At 71.3% G+C, this 22,215-nt stretch carries 14 protein-coding genes; all 14 read left to right on the plus strand.

Annotated elements, in window-relative coordinates; all coding sequences use genetic code 11:
* Nucleotides 1-84: 84 nt before the first annotated feature.
* The 14 genes from CFP65_RS19740 to CFP65_RS19805 all read left to right on the plus strand — a co-directional run bounded on the left by CFP65_RS19740 (nt 85) and on the right by CFP65_RS19805 (nt 22,214).
* A complete protein-coding gene (locus CFP65_RS19740) occupies nt 85-6,039 on the plus strand; it encodes an RHS repeat-associated core domain-containing protein (protein WP_158702260.1) in 5,955 nt (1,984 codons plus the stop codon).
* A gap of 38 nt (nt 6,040-6,077) precedes the next feature.
* Complete coding sequence (locus tag CFP65_RS19745) at nt 6,078-6,389, plus strand: hypothetical protein (protein ID WP_158702261.1); 312 nt, start codon at nt 6,078-6,080, stop codon at nt 6,387-6,389.
* The gene (locus CFP65_RS19750) at nt 6,389-6,625 is read left to right on the plus strand and encodes a hypothetical protein (protein ID WP_158702262.1); all 237 of its coding nucleotides are present in this window, start codon (nt 6,389-6,391) and stop codon (nt 6,623-6,625) included. The genes CFP65_RS19745 and CFP65_RS19750 overlap by 1 nt, the downstream gene beginning before the upstream one ends.
* Before the next feature lie 144 nt (nt 6,626-6,769).
* Nucleotides 6,770-8,173 carry an efflux RND transporter periplasmic adaptor subunit gene (locus tag CFP65_RS39805; RefSeq protein WP_104817412.1) on the plus strand — a complete coding sequence of 468 codons (1,404 nt, stop codon included), beginning with the start codon at nt 6,770-6,772 and terminating at the stop codon, nt 8,171-8,173.
* A 14-nt stretch (nt 8,174-8,187) separates the two neighbouring features.
* Nucleotides 8,188-8,976: an ABC transporter ATP-binding protein gene (locus tag CFP65_RS19760; RefSeq protein WP_104817413.1), complete on the plus strand. Its 789-nt coding sequence runs from the start codon at nt 8,188-8,190 to the stop codon at nt 8,974-8,976.
* Nucleotides 8,973-10,175, plus strand: coding sequence for an ABC transporter permease (locus tag CFP65_RS19765; RefSeq protein ID WP_104817414.1), 1,203 nt, complete (start codon nt 8,973-8,975; stop codon nt 10,173-10,175). The genes CFP65_RS19760 and CFP65_RS19765 overlap by 4 nt, the downstream gene beginning before the upstream one ends.
* Before the next feature lie 12 nt (nt 10,176-10,187).
* Nucleotides 10,188-10,817: a DUF5666 domain-containing protein gene (locus CFP65_RS39075; protein WP_158702263.1), complete on the plus strand. Its 630-nt coding sequence runs from the start codon at nt 10,188-10,190 to the stop codon at nt 10,815-10,817.
* Between the two features lie 129 nt (nt 10,818-10,946).
* A complete protein-coding gene (locus CFP65_RS19775; protein ID WP_254552473.1) occupies nt 10,947-11,621 on the plus strand; it encodes a VC0807 family protein in 675 nt (224 codons plus the stop codon).
* A 184-nt stretch (nt 11,622-11,805) separates the two neighbouring features.
* Entirely contained in the window at nt 11,806-12,573 is a 768-nt protein-coding gene (locus CFP65_RS19780) for a response regulator transcription factor (RefSeq protein WP_104817416.1), read from the plus strand.
* Nucleotide 12,574: 1 nt separating this feature from the next.
* Nucleotides 12,575-14,071, plus strand: coding sequence for a cell wall metabolism sensor histidine kinase WalK (locus tag CFP65_RS19785; protein ID WP_104817417.1), 1,497 nt, complete (start codon nt 12,575-12,577; stop codon nt 14,069-14,071).
* Between the two features lie 230 nt (nt 14,072-14,301).
* Nucleotides 14,302-15,843 carry a cytochrome ubiquinol oxidase subunit I gene (locus CFP65_RS19790; protein WP_104817418.1) on the plus strand — a complete coding sequence of 514 codons (1,542 nt, stop codon included), beginning with the start codon at nt 14,302-14,304 and terminating at the stop codon, nt 15,841-15,843.
* A 12-nt stretch (nt 15,844-15,855) separates the two neighbouring features.
* Nucleotides 15,856-16,869 (plus strand): cytochrome d ubiquinol oxidase subunit II, encoded by a 1,014-nt coding sequence (cydB, locus tag CFP65_RS19795; protein WP_104817419.1) that lies wholly within the window; start codon nt 15,856-15,858, stop codon nt 16,867-16,869.
* On the plus strand, nt 16,869-20,417 hold the full coding sequence (cydD, locus tag CFP65_RS19800; RefSeq protein ID WP_104817420.1) for a thiol reductant ABC exporter subunit CydD: 3,549 nt from the start codon (nt 16,869-16,871) through the stop codon (nt 20,415-20,417). Before cydB ends, cydD begins: the two co-directional genes overlap by 1 nt.
* A 24-nt stretch (nt 20,418-20,441) precedes the next feature.
* Nucleotides 20,442-22,214, plus strand: coding sequence for a GAF domain-containing protein (locus tag CFP65_RS19805; protein ID WP_104817421.1), 1,773 nt, complete (start codon nt 20,442-20,444; stop codon nt 22,212-22,214).
* The last annotated feature ends 1 nt before the right edge of the window (nt 22,215 follow it).

The following is a 22,215-nucleotide window of genomic DNA, read 5'->3' on the forward strand; positions in this document are numbered from 1 at the left end:
GCAAAAATATGGGGAAGGGCGAGTAATTCGCCCGCCCGTCCCGGCCTGAGACGGACCGGCGTCACCGCCGTCGGGGTGCTCGCGGTGGTCGCCGCGACGCTCTCCGGCGGGGTGGCCTCGGCTGCCGCGGCCGGTACGCACAAGGTGTGGAGCCCGCCGAACACGGCCCTCCCGAAGACCAAGTCGGTGAGCGGCAAGACCGCGCCGAAGCCGGTGGCGGTCAAGCCCCGCTACCAGGTGCCCGCCGAGTGGTCGGCCACCACGTCCGCCAAGGCCACCGCCACCCCGTCGCCCACTGCGGCGGGCAGGGTGGCGCCCCGGCTGTTCGCGGCGGCCGCCGCTGCGGCACCTGCCGGTGCGGCGGGCGGCGCGGGTGACTACACCGCGACCAGCCTCTCGCCGACCTCCGCCTGGGCCTCCGGCAGCACCAGTGGCGCGTTCACCTACAGCTACCCGCTCGACCTGCCGCCGGCCCTCGGCGGCAGAGAGCCGGGTGTGACGCTGAACTACGACTCCTCCTCGGTGGACGGCCGCACCTCCGCCAGCAATGCGCAGGCGTCCTGGATCGGTGACGGCTGGGACTACCAACCGGGTTTCATCGAACGTTCGTATGTGAACTGTGACAAGAACGGCATCACCGGCTCCGCCGACCGCTGCTGGGGAGGTGACAATGCGACAATCTCCCTGCCCGGCCACTCCGGTGAACTCGTGAAGGACGACTCCTCCGGTGCCTGGCACTTGAAGAACGACGACGGCACCAAGGTCGAATTCCTCACCGGCGCCGCCAACGGCGCCAACAACGGTGAGTATGCGAAGGTCACCGACAACGACGGCACCGCCTACTGGTTCGGCCTCAACCACCTTCCCGGCGGCGACAACACCGACCCGGCCACCAACTCCGCCTGGTCCGTGCCGGTCTACTCCCCGAAGGCCGGCCAGCCCTGCTACAACTCGGCCACCGGCACCGGCTCCTGGTGCAACATGGCCTGGCGCTGGAACCTCGACTACGTCGTCGACGCCCATGGCAACCTGACCACGTACAACTACGCGGCCGAGGCCAACTCCTACAGTCGCGGCGCCGGTCAGAACAACGGCACCGGCACCCTCACCGCCTACTCCCGGGGCGGCGAGCTGGTCTCGATCGGCTACGGCCAGCGCCTGAGCGACCAGGTCGCGGCCAAGGGTGCGAACAAGCCGGCGGCCAAGGTGCTCTTCAACTCCGCTCCCGAGGGCCGCTGTTCGACATCGGGCGGGTTCACCTGCGCCGGTGCGACGATCTCCAGCGCGAACGCCTCGCACTGGCCCGACGTGCCCTACGACCAGAACTGCGCCGCCACCGGCAGCTGCACGGTCTACAGCCCGAGCTTCTGGTCCAACGCCCGCCTGGCCTCGATCACCACCCAGGTGCTCTCCGGGGGCAGTTACAAGAACGTGGACAGCTACGCGCTGACCCAGTCCTTCCCCGACCCGGGTGACGGCACCAAGCCGCCGATGTGGCTCTCGAGCATCCAGCGCACGGGCCAGGACGGCACCGCGATCAGCCTGCCGGCCACCAGCTTCACCCCGGTGATGCTGCCCAACCGCGTGGACGGCACCAACCTCGTGCCGGCGCCGCCGGCGCTGAACCGGCCGCGCATCCAGATGGTCACCACCGAGACCGGCGGCCAGACCAACGTGGACTACAACCTGCCCGCCTGCTCGCGGGTGAACAACGTGATGCCCGCCTCGGCGGACAGCGACACCTCGTCCTGCTTCAACGTGAAGTGGTACCCACCGGGCACGGCGGCCGGCGCGGACCCGGTGGACGACTGGTTCAACCACTACTCGGTCAAGGACATCACCGAGAACGACCCGGTGGCCGGCTCCCCGCAGAAGATCACCGCCTACGCCTACGGGCCGGCCGCCTGGCACCGCAACGACTCGGCGCTGATCGACACCAAGACCCGTACCTGGGACCAGTTCCGCGGCTTCGCCACGGTGACCGTCACCACCGGTGACGGCAACGACAGCCCGAAGGGCCAGGCCCGCAAGGTCTACCTCCAGGGCATGAACGGCGACCTGCTCGCCAACGGCTCGACCCGCAGCGTCACCGTCGCCGACTCGCTCGGCGAGAACGTCACCGACGACGACTGGCTGGCCGGCGAGGAGCTCGAATCCGACACCTACACCCAGGCCGGCGGCGCCCTGAGCGCCTACACCGTCAACCGGCTGACCGCACCGGTCACCACCGCCACCCACAGCCGGGGCTCCGGCCTGCCGGCTCTGGTCGCGCGCTACTCGGCCACCGCCATCACGGCGACCACCAAGTCGCTGAAGGCGGACGGCACCTGGCAGTCTAAGGCGAAGACCACGACGACGGATGCCGCCAACGGAAACCGCCCGGTCACCGTCGACGAGACCGCCGACGGCCTGCCGGAGCTGTGTACCCGCACCACGTACGCGAGCAGCACCAACCCGATGCTGCGGCGCCTGGTGAGCGAGAGCGTCCAGGTGTCGGGGGCCAACGCCTGCACCGCGACGGCTGGTACGGCCAACACGGTGAACGGCAGTCGGACGCTCTACGACGGGCTGGCCTTCGGCCAGGCCGGGGCGGTCGGCGACGCCACCTCGACGCTGGTGCTCGACCACTACGACGGCGGCGGAGCGGCGCAGTACACCACCACCGCCACCACCGGCTACGACGCCTACGGCCGGGTCACCTCCACCACCGACCCGAACGCGACCGACGCCCAGCACCTGACCGGCTCGACCACCACGACGGCCTACACTCCGGCCGCGGCCGGTGAGTTGCCCGCCACGGTGACCGTCACCTCCTCGGCACCGGGCACCGCCGCCAACTGGACCTCCAGCACCACGCAGGACGTGGCGCGCGGTCTGGTGCTGACCAGCACCGATGTCAACGGCAAGGTCACGAGTGAGAGTTACGACGCACTCGGTCGCCTCACCGCGGTCTGGCTGCCCGGTCAGGCGACCAGCAGCCCGGCGAACCAGACCTTCGCCTACGCGATCAACGGCTCCACCGGCCCGTCCACCGTCACCACCTCGACGCTCGGCCAGGACAGCGTCTACCACGACGTCACCGTGCAGTTGTACGACGGTCTGGCCCGGCTCCGGCAGACCCAGGCGACCCCGGGGATCTCCTCGTACCACGGCCGCCTGATCACCGACGCCTTCTACGACTCCCAGGGCCGCGAGAGCAAGTCCAACGCAAGCTGGTACAACGACGGTACGGCGCCGACCACTTCGCTCTACACCACGACGGACGCCCAGGTGCCCGGCCAGACCCGGACCGTCTTCGACGGCCAGGGCCGCGCCACTGCCAAGGTCTTCCTGTCGCTGGGCCAGGAGCAGTGGCGCGCCACCACCGCCTACCCGGGGGTGGACCGCACCGATGTGACCCCGGCGGCGGGCACCACTCCCACCAGTACCGTCACCGACGCGCGCGGGCACACCACCCAGCGGTGGCAGTACCGCACCGCCACCGCTACCGGCAACGCGGCCGATGCCGACGTTTCCACGATGGCGTACACCCCGGGCGGGTTGGTCGCATCCCGGACGGACTCCACCGGCAAGAACACCTGGACGTACCAGTACGACCTCCAGGGCCGCCAGACCAGCGCCTCCGACCCGGACGAGGGCAACTCGCTGCAGACCTTCGACGCGGACGGCCACCTGGTGACCAGCACCGACGGCCGGGGCACCACCACGACCCGGGTCTACGACCTGCTGGGCCGCAAGACCGCGCTGTACGCGGGCACCGCCACCACCGACTCGACGAAGCTGCTCGCCAGTTGGGCGTTCGACACCGTCGCCGGTGGCAAGGGCAAGCCGGCCGGCTCCACCCGGTACGTCGGCGGCGCGGCCGGTGACGCCTACTCCTCGGCGGTGTACGGCTACGACAACGCCTACCGTTCCACCGGCACCACCCAGACCATCCCGGGCAAGGAGATCGGCCAGAGCACTGCGCTGACGTACACCACCCGCTCGGTCTACAACACCATCAGCGGTACGCTCAAGGCGTCCAACACCACGGCGGTGGGTGACCAGCCCGCCGAGACGCTGAACTATTCGTACGACGTCAACGGTGCGATGCTGACCTTCGGTTCGGCCACCACGACCTACGACATCTCCTCCGAGTACGACGCCTACGGCCGGGCCACCCGGACCACGGTCAACCCGTGGGGCACCCAGATCGTCTCGACGATCAACTACGACGAGGCCACCGGTCACGCGCTGTCGCAGTACGTGGACAAGCAGACCGCGGCCACCGGTTCTACCCAGCAGACCAGCTACACCTACAACCCGTCCGGCCGGGTCACCTCGGTCAAGGACGTGCCGGACGCCAACCCGGCCCAGACCGACCTGCAGTGCTTCGGCTACGACTACCTGGGCCGCCTCACCACCGCGTGGAGCGACACCGGCGCCGTCACCACCCAGCCGCAGCCCTCCGTCGCCGGCATCGGCGGCTGCGCGAACACCAGCCCGACCGGCGGTGCCGTCGCTCCGGCGAAGACCACCGTGGGCGGCCCGGCCGCGTACTGGCAGAGCTACGGCTACGACCTGACCGGCAATCGGACCAGCCTGGTCAAGCACGACCCTTCGGGCAACACCGCTGCGGACGTCACGGTGAGCGAGAGCTACCCGGCGGCCGGCCAGAGCAACCAGTCGGCCGGCAACGGCCAGGGCACCGGCGGCCCGCACGCCCTGCTGGGCACCACGGCCACCGGCACCGGCAACCCCGGCAGCAGCTCGTACCAGTACGACACGGCCGGTGACACCACCAAGATCACCAACTCGGCGGGCACCGCCACGCTGAGCTGGGACACCGAGGGCAAGCTCGCCTCGTTGGCCAACGCGGCCGGCACCACCGGCTACGTCTACAACGCCGAGGGCGGTCTGCTGGTCCGGCACTCCCCCGGGGGGAAGACCACGGTCTTCCTGGGCACGGACGAGCTGAACTACGCGGGTGGCGTGCTGAGCGACACCCGGTACTACTCGCTGCCGGACGGCCTGACCGCCGTGCGCACCGGCTCGGCACTCACCTTCGAGATCGCCGACCCGCACGGCACCAACGGGCTGGCGCTGGACGCCACCACGCTGGCCGAGACCCGTCGCCCGAGCGACCCGTTCGGTGGCCCGCGCGGCACCCAGCCGGGCAGCTGGGCCGACGACAAGGGATTCGTCGGCGGTATCCAGGACCCGGGCACCGGCCTGACCAACCTCGGTGCCCGCGAGTACGACCCCTCGACCGGGCGGTTCGTCAACCCGGACCCGCTGCTGGTGGACGACAGCCCGCAGCAGTGGAACGGCTACGCCTACAGCAACGACGACCCGGTCAACCTGACCGACCCGACCGGCCTCGCCTTCGAGGAGTGCCGCAACGGCATGTACGTCTGCACCGGCATGGGCACCGTCCCGGTCGCGCAGGGCACCAACTACAACCAGATCGTCGAGGAGAACCACAAGACGGAGGCAGTCCAGCACAAGAGCTACACCAACTACCTCAACAGCCAGAAGAAGGCCGCCGCTCCGAAGAAGAAGAGCAGTGGGGGCCTGGGCAACAGCATCCAGGTCAAGGCGGCGAAGATCATCGGCTCCAAGCTCTGGAACGGCTGGAAGAGCCTGCACACCTGGGAGCGCCAGCACGAGTACCTCGGGGTCTCGGGCTGTGGACTCGTGGCCTGCGGTGGGGTCACTTACCAGGACAACAACCTCATCTTCAATTACGGATTCAATCTCCCCTGGATGGGCTCGGAAAGCCATTCGAGTGGTGGCAGCGAGCTCTGGCGGATGGTCAGGCGATCGGGCAGTATCGGATTCAATGCGGGAATCGACTCCGCTACTCCCGACAAGCAGGGAGCGGCCGGTATGTCCGCATGCGCCTATGCCGGTCTCGGTGGCTGCATCAGCGGAACTCCCGCGCAATCCGGGGGGCATTTCGGTGCCGGTGTCGGCCTGGGTGAAGGCTTCTCCTTCGGTGCCACCACCAGCAAGACCGTCCAGCTGCCGGGCTGGATGAATGCCTTGGTGCCCGGCTAAAACCAGCAGGTTGATACAGTAGGGGCACCGTGGCGGGGGTGGAGCAATTGCATTCCACCCCCGCCCGGTCGCCCTGTCAGGACCGTGTGACACTCATGGAAAAGATTGGACCTGAAATGGCATATCGAACCATCACTCCGGCCAGTGCAATCGGCTTCAAAGAAGCGGCGATCTTCTGGGGGGCTGCGCTTGTCATCTCGGGAGTCGCATACTTCCGCTACAGCGCGCAGAAGGGGAGTGGCGGGAGGCCGGAAAGCCTGGAGCGGGCACGCACAATCTTCATTGTCGTGGCGCTCTTCACCGGACTGGCCGCCGCAGCGGTGACCATTACCGCCATTTCGAACCAATGATGATCCTCGGATTCGCGCCGGTGATCGTGGCGGGTGTCGCCCTGACGGTGCGGGCGGTGCTGCGGCGCAGTTGGGCGGACGCGGGCGCCGCGGTGCTGACGCCGACGGGGATGGTGCTCGGCTGGCTCTGCTTCCAGCGCCACCTGGTATGGGCGGGGGCCGGGGCCGCGGTCTGCGGTCTCGCTCTGCTCGTGCTCATTCAGAAGCGGTCGGGAAGTGCTGGGAACTCCCTGTGAGCCGGATCAAGGGTTTCCCAGCGGGAGGTAGACGGCGGGGAGAGCCCACCCCGGTCTGAGGGCAAATGTCCGGATCGCTGGGGTCAGGGTCCTCCCAGGCGGGCCCCAGGGGTTGGCAAGAGCACGGGGCCAGGCTAGGGCGCCATGAAGGTGTTCCCGCGACGGCGTGGTGCCGTCCTAGTCAACTCCGCGCTCGGTGTGGCCCTGCTGGCCGCGGCGGCGCTGGCGTACACCACCCTGGACAGCGGCACGAGTTCGGCGGCCGGCAAGACCCAGACCCGTACCGCGACGGTGGCCAAGGGCACCGTGCTGGCCACGGTGTCCGGCTCCGGCACGCTCACCTCGCCCAGCGACAGCAGCCAGGACTTCGTCACCGGCGGCAGGTTGACCTCGGTCAAGGTCGCGGTGGGCGACACGGTGAAGAAGGGCCAGGTGCTCGCCACCGTCGACACCACCGAGGCCCAGCAGCAGGTGGCCGCCGCCCAGTCGGCGCTCAACACCGCCGACGCCAACCTCACCAAGGCCCAGGCCGGGGTGACCACGACCACGACCAGCCAGCTCCCGGGCACCGGTAGCGGCGGCTCCGGCGGTGGCAGTGGCAGCGGCGGCCGTGGCGGTCAGCAGACCCCCACCCCGCAGACCACCACCGTCACCACCACCAAGGTGGACGACGCCCAGGTGGCCCAGGCCCAGCAGCAGGTGGACAGTGCCAAGACCCAACTCGCCAACGCCCAGACGGCGTTGACCGGGACGACGCTGTACGCCTCGGCCGACGGCACGGTGGCCTCGATCGCCGGCAAGGTCGGCGACACGGTGGGCTCCACCGGCGGCACTCCGTCCAGTGGCAGTGGCAACTCCAAGTCGAGCAGCGGCAGTTCGAGCAGTAGCTCGTCCAGCGGCACGCCGAGCGGCTTCATCGTGCTCACCAACCCGAGCGGCATGCAGGTCAGTGCCGCCTTCTCCGAGCTGGACTCGCTCAAGCTCAAGAAGGGCGAGGCGGCCACCGTCACGCTCAACGCGCAGTCCGACACCGTGCTCAACGCCACGGTGCTGTCGGTCAGTTCGCTGCCCACCACGAGCGGCGGCAGTGCCGGCTCCTCCGGCGCCGTCCAGTACGGCGCGCTGCTCCAGATCAGCGGTGACACCAGCAAGCTGCGCACCGGCCTGAGCGCCACCATCTCGGTCACCACCGGCGAGGCCGACAACGCCCTCTCGGTGCCCACGGCGGCGCTCCAGGGCACCGGCAGCAGCCGGACGGCCACCCTGGTGCACGAGGACGGCAGCACCGAGCGGGTGGACGTCACCGTCGGCATCGAGGGCGATGCCACCGTGCAGGTGGTCTCCGGCCTCCAGGCCGGTGACAAGGTGCAGCTCACCGCGACCACGGCGGGCACCGGCAACGGCTTCCCCGGCGGCGGCTTCCCGGGCCTGACCGGCGGGGCCGGCGGCTTCGGCGGCGGCACCGGCCGGGGCGGCGCGGGTGGTACCGGTGGCGGCGGTGGCCGCAGCGGCGGCGGCACCGGTGGTGGCGGCGGGGGCCGGGGCTGATGGCAGCTCGGTTGATGTCGCAGAAGCAGCCGCCCGTCATCCAGATCCGCCAGGTCACCAAGGCGTACGGGCACGGGGACGCCACCGTGCACGCGCTGCGCGGCCCGGCCGATCCGGCCACCGGGGCCCCGCTGGGCGTCAGCCTGGACATCGAGCAGGGCGACTTCGTCGCGGTGATGGGCAGCTCGGGCTCCGGCAAGTCGACCCTGATGAACATCCTCGGCTGCCTGGACGTGCCCACTGCCGGCCGGTACCTGCTGGACGGCATCGACGTCGGCCACCTGGACGAGGGCCAGCTCTCGCTGGTGCGCAACCGCAAGATCGGCTTCATCTTCCAGTCCTTCAACCTGGTGCCGCGCACTACCGCGCTGGCCCAGGTGGAGCTCCCGCTGGCCTACGCCGGCGTGCGCGCGGCCGAGCGGCGCGAGCGGGCGCTGGCCGCGCTCGACCTGGTCGGCCTGGCCGACCGGGCCGGGCACAAGCCCAACGAGCTCTCCGGAGGACAGCAGCAACGCGTCGCCGTGGCAAGGGCGTTGGTCACCGCCCCGGCGATGCTGCTGGCCGACGAGCCGACCGGCAACCTGGACAGCCGCTCCACCGAGGAGGTGCTGTCGATCATCGACAGGCTCAACGCGACCGGCCGCACCGTGGTGCTGATCACGCACGAGGACGAAGTCGCCCGCCACGCCAAGCGGGTGATCCGGCTGGTCGACGGCGCGATCGTCCAGGACCTCCGGCAGGCGCCCGTGCAGGGCCCGCCGCCGGCGCTCCGCGCCCATGACCTCGATGGGGTGCGCACGTGATCCTCTGGCAGATGCTCCGCTTCGCCCTCGGCGGCCTGGCGGCCAACAAGGTGCGCTCCGCGCTCACCATGCTCGGCGTGCTGATCGGTGTCGCCTCGGTGATCCTGCTGCTCGCCGTCGGCAACGGCTCCTCCACCGCGGTGAAGAACTCGATCACCTCGCTGGGCACCAACTCGCTGACCGTCTCCTCCAGTTCGCTGCGCGGCACCGGCGGGGTGGCGAAGAAGCTCACCGTGGCCGACGCCAAGGCGCTGGCCACCGACACCCAGGGGAACGCGATCAAGTCGGTCGCCCCGGTGGTCACCACCTCGGCCACCGCGCTGTACGGCAACATCTCGTACACCCCCGGCCAGGTGGTCGGCACCTACCCGGCGTACTTCGAGACCGCCAACCAGAAGGTGGCCAAGGGCGACTACTTCAGCAACGACGACGTGCTGAACTCCCGCAAGGTGGCCGTGATCGGCTCCACCACCGCCTCCCAACTCTTCGACACCGAGGACCCGGTCGGCAGGAAGATCGTGCTGGGCGGCACGCCGTTCACCGTGGTCGGGGTGCTGCAGACCAAGGGCAGCACCGGCTTCAACGACCCGGACGACGTGGTGATCGCCCCGCTGCCCACCGTGCAGAACGCCTTCACCGGCTTCGGTTCGGTCAACCAGATCCTGGTGCAGGCCACCTCGGCCGACACCACCACGGCGGCGCAGAGCGACATCACCCGGGTGCTGATGGGCACCCACGCGATCGCCGACCCGACCAAGCTCGACTTCCGGGTGAGCAACCAGGCCTCGCTGCTGACCGCCCGGGAGAGCACCACCAAGACCTTCACGGTGCTGCTCGGCGCGGTGGCCGCGATCTCGCTGCTGGTCGGCGGCATCGGCATCACCAACATCATGCTGGTGACCGTCACCGAGCGGACCCGGGAGATCGGCATCCGTAAGGCGCTCGGCGCGCCCAAAGGCGTGATCCTCGGGCAGTTCCTCACCGAGTCCACCCTGCTCTCGGTGATCGGGGCCGGGCTCGGCGTGCTGGCCGGGATCGCCGGCTCGCACTTCAGCATCGTCGGCATCAAGCCGGTGGTCATCCCGGAGTCGGTGCTCGGGGCCTTCGCGATCGCGGTGGCCATCGGTCTCTTCTTCGGCAGCTACCCCGCCAACCGGGCCGCCTCGCTGCGCCCGATCGAAGCCCTCCGGCACGAGTAGGAGCACGTCACCATGTCCGCCGAACACGACCCGAAGAAGCTGGAGCTGCTGGCCACCGCGCCGGACGCCCGCGACATCACCGCCGAGCTGGCCGCCCCGCCGCGCCGCAAGCTGCCCTGGCTCACCCTCGCCCTGGCCGGGGCGGTGCTCGTCACCGTCTCCTTCGCCGGCGGCGTCTGGTACGAGCAGGGCAACGGCAAGGGCTCCACCACCACCCGCGCCGCCGGCCAGGGCCGCCAGGGCTTCGGTGGCGGCGGTCAGGGCGGCTACGGTCAGGGCGGCACCCGCCGCCAGGGCGGTGGCACCGGTGGCGGCCAGGGCGGCGGCTTCACCCGCGGCACGGTCAAGAGCGTGGACGGCACCACCGTCTACCTCACCGACGCCAACGGCAACACCGTGAAGGTGACCACCGGCGACCAGACCAAGGTGCAGCTCAACAAGGAGGGCAAGGTCACCGACCTGCAGCCCGGCCAGAGCGTCACCGTGATCGGCACCCCCGACTCCTCCGGCGGCTACAGCGCCACCCAGCTGATGGAGGGCGCGTCCGGCGGCTTCGGCGGCGGCTTCGGCGGCGGCCGGGGCGGTGGCGGTACGGGCGGCAACGGTGGTGGTGGCAACGGCGGTGGCGCCCCGCAGGGCTGACCGTCCGTCACGGACTGCGGACGGTCGGCCGCCCCGGGCCGACCGTCCGCGTACGCCGTTTGATGGCGGCCCGCGGTGGTCATCCACTACTGTCCCGCCTGGCGTATTCGAAGATCAACGGGGGAAGTCGTGTCGGATCAGATTCCGGCCCGCAGGAGCGGCGGTTCCGCCGCGCTCGGCTGGGCGCTCACCATCGTCTGCAACGTCATCGCCCCGGTGGTGACGTATGGTCAGCTCACCGACCACGGGTACGGCGAGTTCACCGCGCTGCTCGCCTCGGCGGTCTGGCCGGTGATCGACCTGCTGATCTACCTGGCCTGGCACCGCAAGGTGGACGAGTTCGCGGTGATCAGCCTGGTCTTCCTGGTGCTGACCATCGTGGTCTCGCTGGCCGGCCCGCACGACGCGCACCTGCTGCTGGTCAAGGACTCCTTCGTCACGGGCCTGTTCGGCGTGGTCTGCCTGGCCACCCTGGCCGCGCCCCGGCCGCTGATGTTCTACTTCGGCCGCAAGTTCGCCACCGACGGCACGAAGGAGGGCGCCGAGCGCTGGAACGCGCTCTGGCAGTACCCCACCTTCCGCGCCGTGCAGCGCAACCTCACCCTGGGGTGGGGCCTGGCCTACCTGGCCGAGGCCGCGCTGCGGATCGCGCTCTCCTACACCCTCTCCACCTCGGCGATGGTGACCCTGAACTCGGTGCTCAGCTACGGCGTGACCGGCCTGCTCGTCCTCTGGACGGTGCTCTACGCGAAGCGGGCCCGGGCCAAGGGCGCGGCCGCCACGGCCGCCGCGGCCGCCGCCTGAACCCGCCGCCTGAACCCGCCGCCCGGACCCGTGGCGGGGCCCGGCCGAGGCCCGGCTGACCTCGGACCTTGATGGAGCTGTGACCGATTAATCCAGTCTTCATCGACCCGGCATAGCCTCCCCGGGCTATCGTCCTTGGAGGATGGGAAACGAACGACCGGGAGGCGGGTCAGCCGTGCACGGGATGTTGTCGGGCGGACCGCAGGCAGCGGGCGGCGCAGCGAGCGGTGCCTCGGGCGGCGAGGCGTACCTGCTCGTCGTCGACGACGAGCCGAACATCCGGGAGCTGCTGGCCGCCTCGCTGCGCTTCTCGGGCTTCCGGGTGGCCTCCGCCGCCACCGGCGAGGAGGCGCTGGCCTCGGTGGCCGCCGAGCGGCCCGACCTCGTGGTGCTCGATGTGATGCTGCCCGACCTGGACGGTTTCACCGTGGTCGAGCGGCTGCGCGAGCAGACCCAGTGGCCGCAGGCCGCCGAGCACGTGCCGGTGCTGCTGCTCACCGCCAAGGACGGCACCGGCGACAAGGTGCAGGGCCTGGCGGCGGGCGCCGACGACTACGTGACCAAGCCGTTCAGCCTGGAGGAGCTGATCGCCCGGATCCGGGCGATCCTGCGCCGGGCCGGCGGCCCGGCCGAGGACGGCCGACTGGTGGTCGCCGACCTCACCCTCGACCCGCTGGCCCACGAGGTGACCCGGGCCGAGAAGCCGGTGGCGCTCTCGCCCACCGAGTTCAAGCTGCTGCACTACCTGATGGCCAACGTGGGCCGGGTGGTCTCCAAGGCGCAGATCCTCGACCACGTCTGGGCCTACGACTTCGGCGGCGACCTCTCCATCGTCGAGTCGTACATCTCCTACCTGCGCCGCAAGCTCGACTCCGGCCCGGCGCACGGCCCCAAGCTGATCCACACCGTGCGCGGGATCGGGTACGCGCTGCGGCGGCCGCCGCAGGGCTGAGATGCGCCGCCACCTCCTCTCCCGGCTGTCGCCCGCCCGGCTCTCGCTGCGCGCGCGGCTGCTGGTGCTCGCCCTGGCGCTGGTGACCATCGGCCTCGGCGTGAGCGACGTGGTGGTGCTCGGCACCGTCCGCAGCCAGCTGGTCGATCAGGCCGACGGGCAGCTGAAGCGCTTCGCCGTCCAGCTCGGGCGCCGGGCGCCGGGTGCCAGCCGTACCCCGGGGCAGGGGCCGAACGTCCGGCGGCTGGGCCAGATGCTGCCCAGCCAGTACCTGGTGGACTACCTGGACGTGGACGGCCGGGTGCAGCAGACCCTGCGGCAGCCGGCCGAGGCCGACCCGGGCCCCGATCTGGACGAGCTCTCCCCGGCCCAGCTGGTGGCCAAGGTGGGAGCCGGCTTCACCCTGCCGAACGAGCGGCACGACGGCCACTGGCGGGTGGTGGTGCTCCCGCTGCAGCGCTCGGACTTCTCCGTCTCCGGCGTCCCCAGCTATCTGCTGGCCGCCGTCTCGCTGGACGACGTGGACTCCACGGTGGCGGAGCTGAGCAACGCCTTCCTGGTGATCGGCGGGGTGGTGCTGGTGCTGATCGCCGGACTCGGCTTCTTCGCGGTGCGGGCCGGGCTGCGGCCGCTGGCCCGGATCGGGCAGGACGCCGAGCTGATCGCGGCCGGCCGGCTCTCGCACCGGATGCCGGAGCTGGCCCCGCGGACGGAGGTCGGCCGGCTCTCGGCCTCGCTCAACGAGATGCTCACCCAGATCGAGGCCGCCTTCGCCGCCCGGGCGGAGTCGGAGGCGCGGATGCGGCGCTTCGTCGCGGACGCCTCGCACGAGCTGCGGACGCCGCTGGCCGGCATCCGGGGCTTCGCCGAGCTGTACCGGATGGGCGCGCTGGCCGGGCCGACCGAGGTGCAGCGCACCATGCAGCGGATCGAGAGCGAGGCCGTCCGGATGGGCGGCCTGGTCGAGGACCTGCTGACTCTCGCCCGCCTCGACGAGGAGCGCCCGCTCGACCTGGCCCCGATGGACCTGCGGACGCTGGCCGCCGACGCCCTGCACGACCTGACCGCGCTCGACCCCGGCCGCCCGGTGGCGCTGACCGGGCCGCTCGGCAGCGGCGCCCCGCAGGCCGCGCCGGTGCTCGGCGACGAGGCCCGGCTGCGCCAGGTGGTGACCAACCTGGTCGGCAACGCCGTCAAGCACACCCCGCCCGGCACCGCCGTCCGGATCGGCGTCGGCGCCGGCCCCGGCGGCTGCCTGCTGGAGGTGGCCGACTCCGGCCCGGGCCTGACTCCGGACCAGGCCGCCCGGGTCTTCGACCGGTTCTACCGGGTCGACCCCTCCCGCAGCCGCCACGAGGGCGGCGGCGCCGGCCTCGGCCTGGCCATCGCGGCCGCCCTGGCCCACGCCCACGGCGGCTCGCTCACCCTGGATTCCACCCCGGGCCAGGGCGCCGCCTTCCGCCTGCTCATCCCGAAGGCCCGCCGCCCGCTGAGCTGAGGCTCTTACCTACCCGGCGCTTACCTCTCGCGAGTTGCACGGCTCTGACCTGCGGCGATGCGCTGCCGTTCGAGTCGAGCACCCCCGCCGTTCGAGCTCTCCGGGGCATGGTGTTGAATGCCCTTGTGAACGTGTTCACGTTCACAAGCGGACAAGCTTGTGGGTCTTTGATCGATCCGCGTGCTAAAGATGCGTATGTCCGATATGCGGCATAAGTAAGAGAGGGCGAAGTGGAGCTAGCAGTCGCTCACGAGACCATCGCGAGATGGCAGTTCGGCATCACCACCGTCTACCACTTCCTCTTCGTCCCCTTGACGATCAGTCTGGCCGCCATCGTGGCCGGGCTGGAGACGGCCTGGGTGCGGACGGGCAAGGAGAAGTACTTCCACGCCACGAAGTTCTGGGGCAAGCTCTTCCTGATCAACATCGCGATGGGTGTCGTCACCGGCATCGTCCAGGAGTTCCAGTTCGGCATGAACTGGTCGGACTACTCGCGGTTCGTCGGGGACGTCTTCGGAGCGCCGCTGGCGATGGAGGCGCTGATCGCCTTCTTCTTCGAATCCACCTTCATCGGCCTCTGGATCTTCGGCTGGGACCGGCTGCCCAAGAAGATCCACTGCGCCTGCATCTGGATGGTCGCGATCGGCACCGTGCTGTCGGCGTACTTCATCCTGGCCGCCAACTCCTGGATGCAGCACCCGGTCGGCTACTCGATCGACCCCGCCACCAAGAAGGCCCAGCTCACCGACATCGGCGCGGTGCTCTTCCAGAACACCACCCTCGTCCAGGTCTTCCACACCCTGACCGCCTCCTTCCTGACCGGCGCCGCTTTCATGGTCGGCATCGCCTCGCTGCACCTGTGGCGGGCCAAGCGGCACGGCGAGCCGGACAGGAAGAAGACCGCCTCGATGCTCACCTCGCTCCGGGTCGGCCTGGCCATCGCCGGCATCGCCGGCCTCGGGGTGGCGATCAGCGGCGACACCCTCGGCAAGGTGATGTTCGAGCAGCAGCCGATGAAGATGGCCGCCGCCGAGGCGCTCTGGGACACCTCGTCCCCCGCGCCGTTCTCCATCTTCGCCGTCGGCGACGTCAACAAGGGCCACAACTCGGTGGAGTTGGAGATCCCCGGGATACTGTCCTTCCTCGCGCACAGCGACTTCTCCTCCGCGGTGCCCGGCATCAACGACACCGCCGCCGCCGAGGCCGCCAAGTACGGGGGGCAGCCCACCGACTACATCCCGAGCATCTTCGTGACCTACTGGGGCTTCCGCCTCATGATCGGCTTCGGGATGACCTCCTTCGTGGCCGCGCTGGTCGGCCTGTGGACCACCCGGCGGAAGTTCTGGCTGGCCCCCGAGCACCGGGCCGGCGAGGACGGCATCCCCAAGCTGATGCTCACCAAGAACCGCGAGATGAGCATCTTCTTCACCAAGTGGAGCTGGCGGATCGGCATCCTCACCATGGGCTTCCCGCTGATCGCCAACAGCTTCGGCTGGATCTTCACCGAGATGGGCCGCCAGCCCTGGGCCGTCTTCGGCCTGATGAAGACCTCGAGCGCCGTCTCGCCGAACGTCGGCATCACCACCCAGGTGATCGCGCTCACCACCTTCACCACGCTCTACGCGATCCTCGCGGTGATCGAGGTGCGGCTGCTGGCCAAGTACGCCAACGCCGGCCCCAACACCGCCGAGCAGCCCCCGGCCAAGGACCCGACCCTGCGCGGGCCGTCCTCCGACGAGGACGCCGACAAGCCCCTCGCCTTCGCCTACTGACGGGGACTCACGATGCAACTCCACGACCTCTGGTTCGTCCTGATCGCCGTCCTCTGGATCGGCTACTTCTTCCTCGAGGGCTTCGACTTCGGCATCGGGGTGCTCACCAAGCTGCTGGCCCGGGACACCGCCGAGCGCCGCGTCCTGATCAACACCATCGGCCCGGTCTGGGACGGCAACGAGGTCTGGCTGCTCACCGCCGGCGGCGCCACCTTCGCCGCCTTCCCGGACTGGTACGCCACCCTCTTCAGCGGCTTCTACCTGCCGCTGCTGATCATCCTGGTCTGCCTGATCGTCCGCGGCGTGGCCTTCGAGTACCGGGCCAAGCGGGACGGCGCGCGCTGGCAGCGGAACTGGGAGGAGGCCATCTTCTGGACCTCCCTGCTGCCCGCCTTCCTCTGGGGCGTGGCCTTCGCCAACATCGTGCACGGCGTGGACATCGACGCGCAGAAGAACTACGTGGGCAGCTTCTGGGACCTGCTCAACCCGTACGCGATCCTCGGCGGGCTGGTCACCCTGGCGCTGTTCACCTTCCACGGCGCGGTCTTCGCCTCGCTCAAGACCAACGGCGACATCCGGCTCCGAGCACGTACCGTGGCCCGGCAGCTCGGCCTGGTGACCGCCGTGCTGGCCCTGGTCTTCCTGAGCTGGACCCAGGCCCACCAGGGCGACGGCTGGAGCCTGGCCGCCATGATCGTCGCGGTGCTCGCCCTGGTCGGTGCGCTGGTGGCCAACCAGCTCGGCCGCGAGGGCTGGTCCTTCGGCCTCTCCGGGCTGACCATCGCGGCAGCGGTCGCGATGCTCTTCCTGGCGCTCTTCCCCGACGTGATGCCCTCCACCCTCAACGAGGACTGGTCGCTGACCGCCGCCAACGCCGCCTCCTCGCCGTACACGCTGAAGCTGATGACCATCGTGGCCGCGGTCTTCACCCCGATCGTGCTGCTCTACCAGGGCTGGACCTACTGGGTCTTCCGCCGCCGGATCGGCGTGCAGAACATCCCGGCGACGCCGACCCAGGCCCACTGATGAAGCCCGTCGACCCCAGACTGCTCCGCCACGCGCGGGCCACCCGGGGCTTCCTCGCCGCGTCCGTCCTGCTCGGCGGGGCGGGCGCGGCGCTGGTCGTCGCGCAGGCCTCGCTGATCGCGGAGATCGTGGTGCGGGCCTTCCAGCGGCAGCAGTACGGGCTCACCGGCCCGCTGCTGGGGCTGGCCCTGGTCGCCTGCGGCCGGGCGCTGGTCGCCTGGCTCACCGAGCTGGCCGCCCACCGCTCGGTGGCCCGGGTGAAGTCCGAACTGCGCGGGCGGCTGCTCGACCACGCCACCGCCCTGGGCCCGCTCTCCTCGGCGCGCACCGGCGAACTGACCACGCTGGCCACCCGCGGCGTGGACGCGCTGGACGACTACTTCGCCCGCTACCTCCCGCAGCTGGCGCTGGCCGTGGTGGTGCCGGTCGTCCTGCTGGCCCGGATCGTCGGGGCCGACTGGGAGTCGGCCGCGATCATCGCCGGTACCCTGCCGCTGATCCCGCTCTTCATGATCCTGATCGGCCTGGCCACCCAGAGCCGGATGGACCGCCAGTGGCGCACCCTGGCCCGGCTCTCCCACCACTTCCTCGACGTGGTGGCTGGCCTGCCCACCCTCAAGGTCTTCAACCGGGCCAAGGCCCAGGCCGCCACCATCGCCCGGATCACCGACGACTACCGCCGGGCCACCCTGAAGACCCTGCGGATCGCCTTCGTCTCCTCCTTCGCGCTCGAGCTGCTCGCCACCCTCTCGGTCGCCCTGGTCGCGGTCTCGATCGGCTTCCGGCTGGTCGGCGGCTCGCTCGACCTGGAGACCGGCCTGCTGATCCTCGTGCTCGCCCCCGAGGTCTACCTGCCGCTTCGGCAGGTGGGTGCGCTCTACCACTCCAGCGTCGAGGGCCTGAGCGCGGCCGAGCGGATCTTCGAGGTGCTCGAAGTCCCGTTGCCCGTTGCCGGTGTCGTGCCGGCGCCGGTGCTGGCCGGTGCGGCGATCGAGGTGGACGGGCTGACGGTGCTCCGGCCGGGCCGTTCCGTCCCGGCCCTCGCCGACTTCTCGCTCCGCCTGGAACCCGGCCGCACCACCGCCCTGACCGGCCCGAGCGGAGCCGGCAAGTCCACCCTGCTCTCCGTCCTGCTCGGCTTCACCCCACCCACCGCCGGCCAGGTCCGGGTGGTCACCCCCGAGGCCAGCTACGACCTCGCCGAGCTCGACCCGGCCACCTGGCGCAGCCAGATCGCCTGGGTCCCGCAGCACCCCCACCTCTTCGCCGGCACCATCGCCGAGAACGTCCGCCTGGCCCGCCCCGAGGCCACCGACGCCGAACTCCACGCCGCCCTGGCCGCCGCCCACGCCACCGACTTCGCCGCCCCCGACCGCCTCCTCGGCGAGGGCGGCACCGGCCTCTCGGCCGGCCAGCGCCAACGCCTCGCCCTGGCCCGCGCCCTCCTCACCGACCGCCCCCTCGTGCTACTTGACGAACCCACCGCCAACCTCGACGGCGCGAGCGAGGCAGCCGTCGTCGAGGCAGTCCGCGCGCTGTCGGGCAGGACTGTCCTGGTGGTTGCCCACCGCCCGGCTGTCCTGGCCGCAGCTGACGCTCATTGGGACGTTGCACCATTCAGGGGCGCGGGGAACTGCGCGATCTCGGAAGAAGCCGACCGGATTCTCGCCGCAGAGGACCAGTTGCACTATCCAGGGGCGCGGGGAACTGCGCGCAGCGATAGGCCTCAGGCCGCAGATGGTTGGCAGCGCAGTTCCCCGCGCCCCCCATACGAAACGCCCCACTTGGCCTTGCCGGTGCTCCTCGGGTCCCTCGCCCTCGGGTGCGCGGTCGCGCTGCTGGGTACGTCCGGCTGGCTGATCTCGTACGCCTCGCAGATGCCCCCCGTGCTGTACCTGATGATGGCCGTCACCTCGGTGCGGGCCTTCGGGATCGGCCGCAGTGTGTTCCGGTACGCCGAGCGACTCGTCTCGCACGACCGGGTGCTCCGGGCCCTCGGCGGGGTGCGGACGGCGGTGTACCGCCGGTTGGAGCGGCTGGCGCCCGCCGGGCTGCCCGCGTACCGGCGGGGTGATCTGCTCTCCCGGCTGGTGGCGGACGTGGACGCGGTGCAGGACCACCACCTGCGCTGGCGGCTGCCGGCCGCCGTGGCGGTGGTGGTCTCGCTCGGGTCGGCCGCTGCGCTGGCGGCGTTCTCGCCGCTCGCGGGGGTGCTGCTCGCGGTCGGGCTGCTGCTGGCGGGGGCGGCAGTGCCGGCCCTAGCGGTGCGGATCTCGGGTGCGACGGAGCGTCAGCAGGCCCCGGCCCGGGGTGAGCTGGCCACCGCCGTGGTGGACACCCTCACCGGTACCGCCGAGCTGACCGTGGCCGGTGCGCTGCCGGCCCGGCTGGCCGCGACCCGCCGGGCCGACGGTCGGCTGACCGCGCTGGCCTCCCGTTCGGCCGCCACGGCCGCGCTCGCGGCCGGGCTGACGGCGTTGGTCACCGGCCTCACCGTGACGGCTGCGGCCGCCGTCGGGGTGCACGGGGTGGCGAGCGGTGCGCTGCCGGGCGTCTGCCTGGCGCTGGTGGTGCTGCTGCCGCTGGCCGCCTTCGAGGCGGTGGCCGGGATGCCCACCGCCGTCCGGGAGCGCGAGCGCAGCCGGGCCGCCCAGGCCCGCCTCGCCGAGCTGCTGGCGGCCGAGCCTCCGGTGGCGGAGCCGGCCGAGCCGGTCGAGCCGACGGCCCAGCTGCCGGTCACCGTCCGGGGCCTGACCGCCCGCTGGCCGGGCCAGGCGGCGGACGCGCTGAGCGGGGTCGACCTCGACCTCACCCCCGGCCGCCGGATCGCGGTGGTCGGCCCGTCCGGCTCGGGCAAGTCCACGCTGGCCCAGGTGCTGCTCCGCTTCCTGGACCAGAGCGCCGGCAGCGTGACCTTCGGGCCTTCTCCACAGGCTGTGGACAGCCGGGCGATGGATTCGGACCGGGTGCGCCGGATCATCGGCCTCTGCGCCCAGGACGCGCACGTCTTCGACAGCTCGCTGCGGGAGAACCTGCGGCTCGCCCGCCCCGAGGCCGAGGAGGCCGAGCTGCGCGGGGCGCTGGCCCGGGCCCGGCTGCTCGACTGGGTCCAGACCCTGCCCGAGGGCCTGGACACCATGGTCGGCGAGCACGGCGCCCGCCTCTCCGGCGGCCAGCGCCAGCGCCTCGCGCTGGCCCGCGCGCTGCTGGCCGACTTCCCCGTGCTGGTGCTGGACGAGCCCGCCGAGCACCTCGACCTGCCCACCGCCGACGCCCTCACCGCCGACCTGCTGGCCGCCACCGAGGGCCGCACCACCCTGCTGATCACCCACCGGCTGGCGGGCCTGAGCGAGAGCACGGTGGACGAGGTGCTGGTGCTCGACCGGGGCCGGGTGGTCGAGCGCGGCGGCTGGCGCGAGCTGGCCGACCGCCCGGACGGACGGCTGGCCGTCCTGCTGGCCCGCGAGCGGCAGGCCGACGCCCTGCTGCCGGCCCCCGCTCCGGTGCCGTTCGACATGCCGTCGCCCGCCGCCTGCCCCGTCTCGTAAACCCGGACAAACTAGGCTCATCCCATGGAGATTTCCCAGGACCAACCTCCCCACCGCGTGCCGGAGATCGCTTCGCTCGGCCTGGACACCCTGGTCACCGAGGTCTCCGAACGCCTCCAGTCGGCCGCCGCCGTCACCGACCGGATGCAGCGGCTCCTCGAGGCGGTGGTCTCGGTCGGCGCCGGGCTCGACCTGCACGCCACCCTGCAGCGGATCGCGCACGCCGCCGCCGAGTTGGTGGACGCCCGGTACGCCGCGATCGGGGTGATCTCCCCGCACACCGACGGGCTCTCCGACTTCATCCACATCGGGGTGGACGACGAGACGGCCGCCCGGATCGGCGAACTCCCCGCCGGGCGGGGCATCCTGGGCGTACTGATCGACCACCCGGAGGCGCTCCGGCTGGCCGATCTGGCCGCCGACCCGCGCTCCAGCGGCTTCCCGCCGCACCACCCGCCGATGAAGTCCTTCCTGGGCGAGCCGATCCGGATCCGCGACGAGGTCTTCGGCAACATCTACCTGACCGAGAAGCAGACCGGCGGCCCGTTCACCCCCGAGGACGAGCAGGTGGTGCACGCGCTGGCGGCGGCGGCGGGCGTGGCGATCGAGAACTCCCGGCTGTACGAGGAGGGTCTGCGCCGCGAGCGCTGGATCGCCGGGGCCGCCGCCGTCACCACCGCGCTGCTCTCCACCGACGAGGCGCAGGTGGCGCTCACCGTGGCGGCCGAGCAGGTACGGGAGTTGGCGGGCGCGGCGCTCGGCATGATCCTGCTGCCCACCGGCGACGGGCAGATGCGGGTGGCCCACGCCTCGGGCGAGGCCGCCGAGTTCGTCACCGGGGAGCTGATGCCGCGCTCCGGCTTCGCGGCCAAGCTCCTCGAGGGCGAGAGCGCCTACCTGGACGACATGTCCACCGACCCGACCGTGGTGCTGCGGCTGGCCCGCAGCTTCGGGCCCTCGATGGCGGTACCGATGATCGCCGCCGGCCGGGTGCTGGGCGGGCTGGTGGTCTGGCGGGCCAAAGGCGCCGCGCCGTTCATGGAGGCCGAGAAGCAGCTCGCCGAGACCTTCGCCTCGCAGTCCGCGCTGGCCCTGCGCCTTGCCGAGGGCCAGCGCGACCAGCAGCGCCTGGCCGTCTTCCAGGACCGCGACCGGATCGCCCGCGACCTCCACGACCTGGTCATCCAACGGCTGTTCGCCACCGGGATGATGATGGAGAGTGCGGCCCGGCGGGCCGTCGTCCCCGAGGTGCGGACCGGGATCGCCAAGGCGGTGGACGAGTTGGACGCCACCATCCAGGAGGTGCGCACCACCATCTACGCCCTCCAGCACGACGACACCGGCAACGAGCCCGACACCCTGCGCACCCGGGTGCTGCGCGAGGGCAGCCAGGCGGCCGCCGCGCTCGGCTTCAAGCCCTCGATGACCTTCACCGGCCCGGTGGAGAGCCTGGTCGGCGAGAAGACCGGCCGCCAACTCCTGGCCGCCCTGCGGGAGATGCTCTCCAACACGGCCCGGCACGCCCGCGCCTCCCGGGTCGGCGTGGACGTGGACGCCACCGTCCACCTGGACGCCGACGGCCACCCCGTCCCCGGTGACCCGGAGTCCATCGACCGGGCCGGCCGCCCGGGCGTCCTGCTCACCGTCACCGACGACGGCGTCGGCATCCCGGACGGCGGCCGGCGCAGCGGCCTGCTCAACCTCACCCGCCGTGCCGAGGCCCTCGGCGGCGACGCCTGGCACGAGCCCGGCCCGTACGGCAAGGGCACCCGCGTCCGCTGGTCCGCCCGGCTGTAGC

It is taken from the genome of Kitasatospora sp. MMS16-BH015 (assembly GCF_002943525.1).
Classification (GTDB): Bacteria; Actinomycetota; Actinomycetes; order Streptomycetales; family Streptomycetaceae; genus Kitasatospora.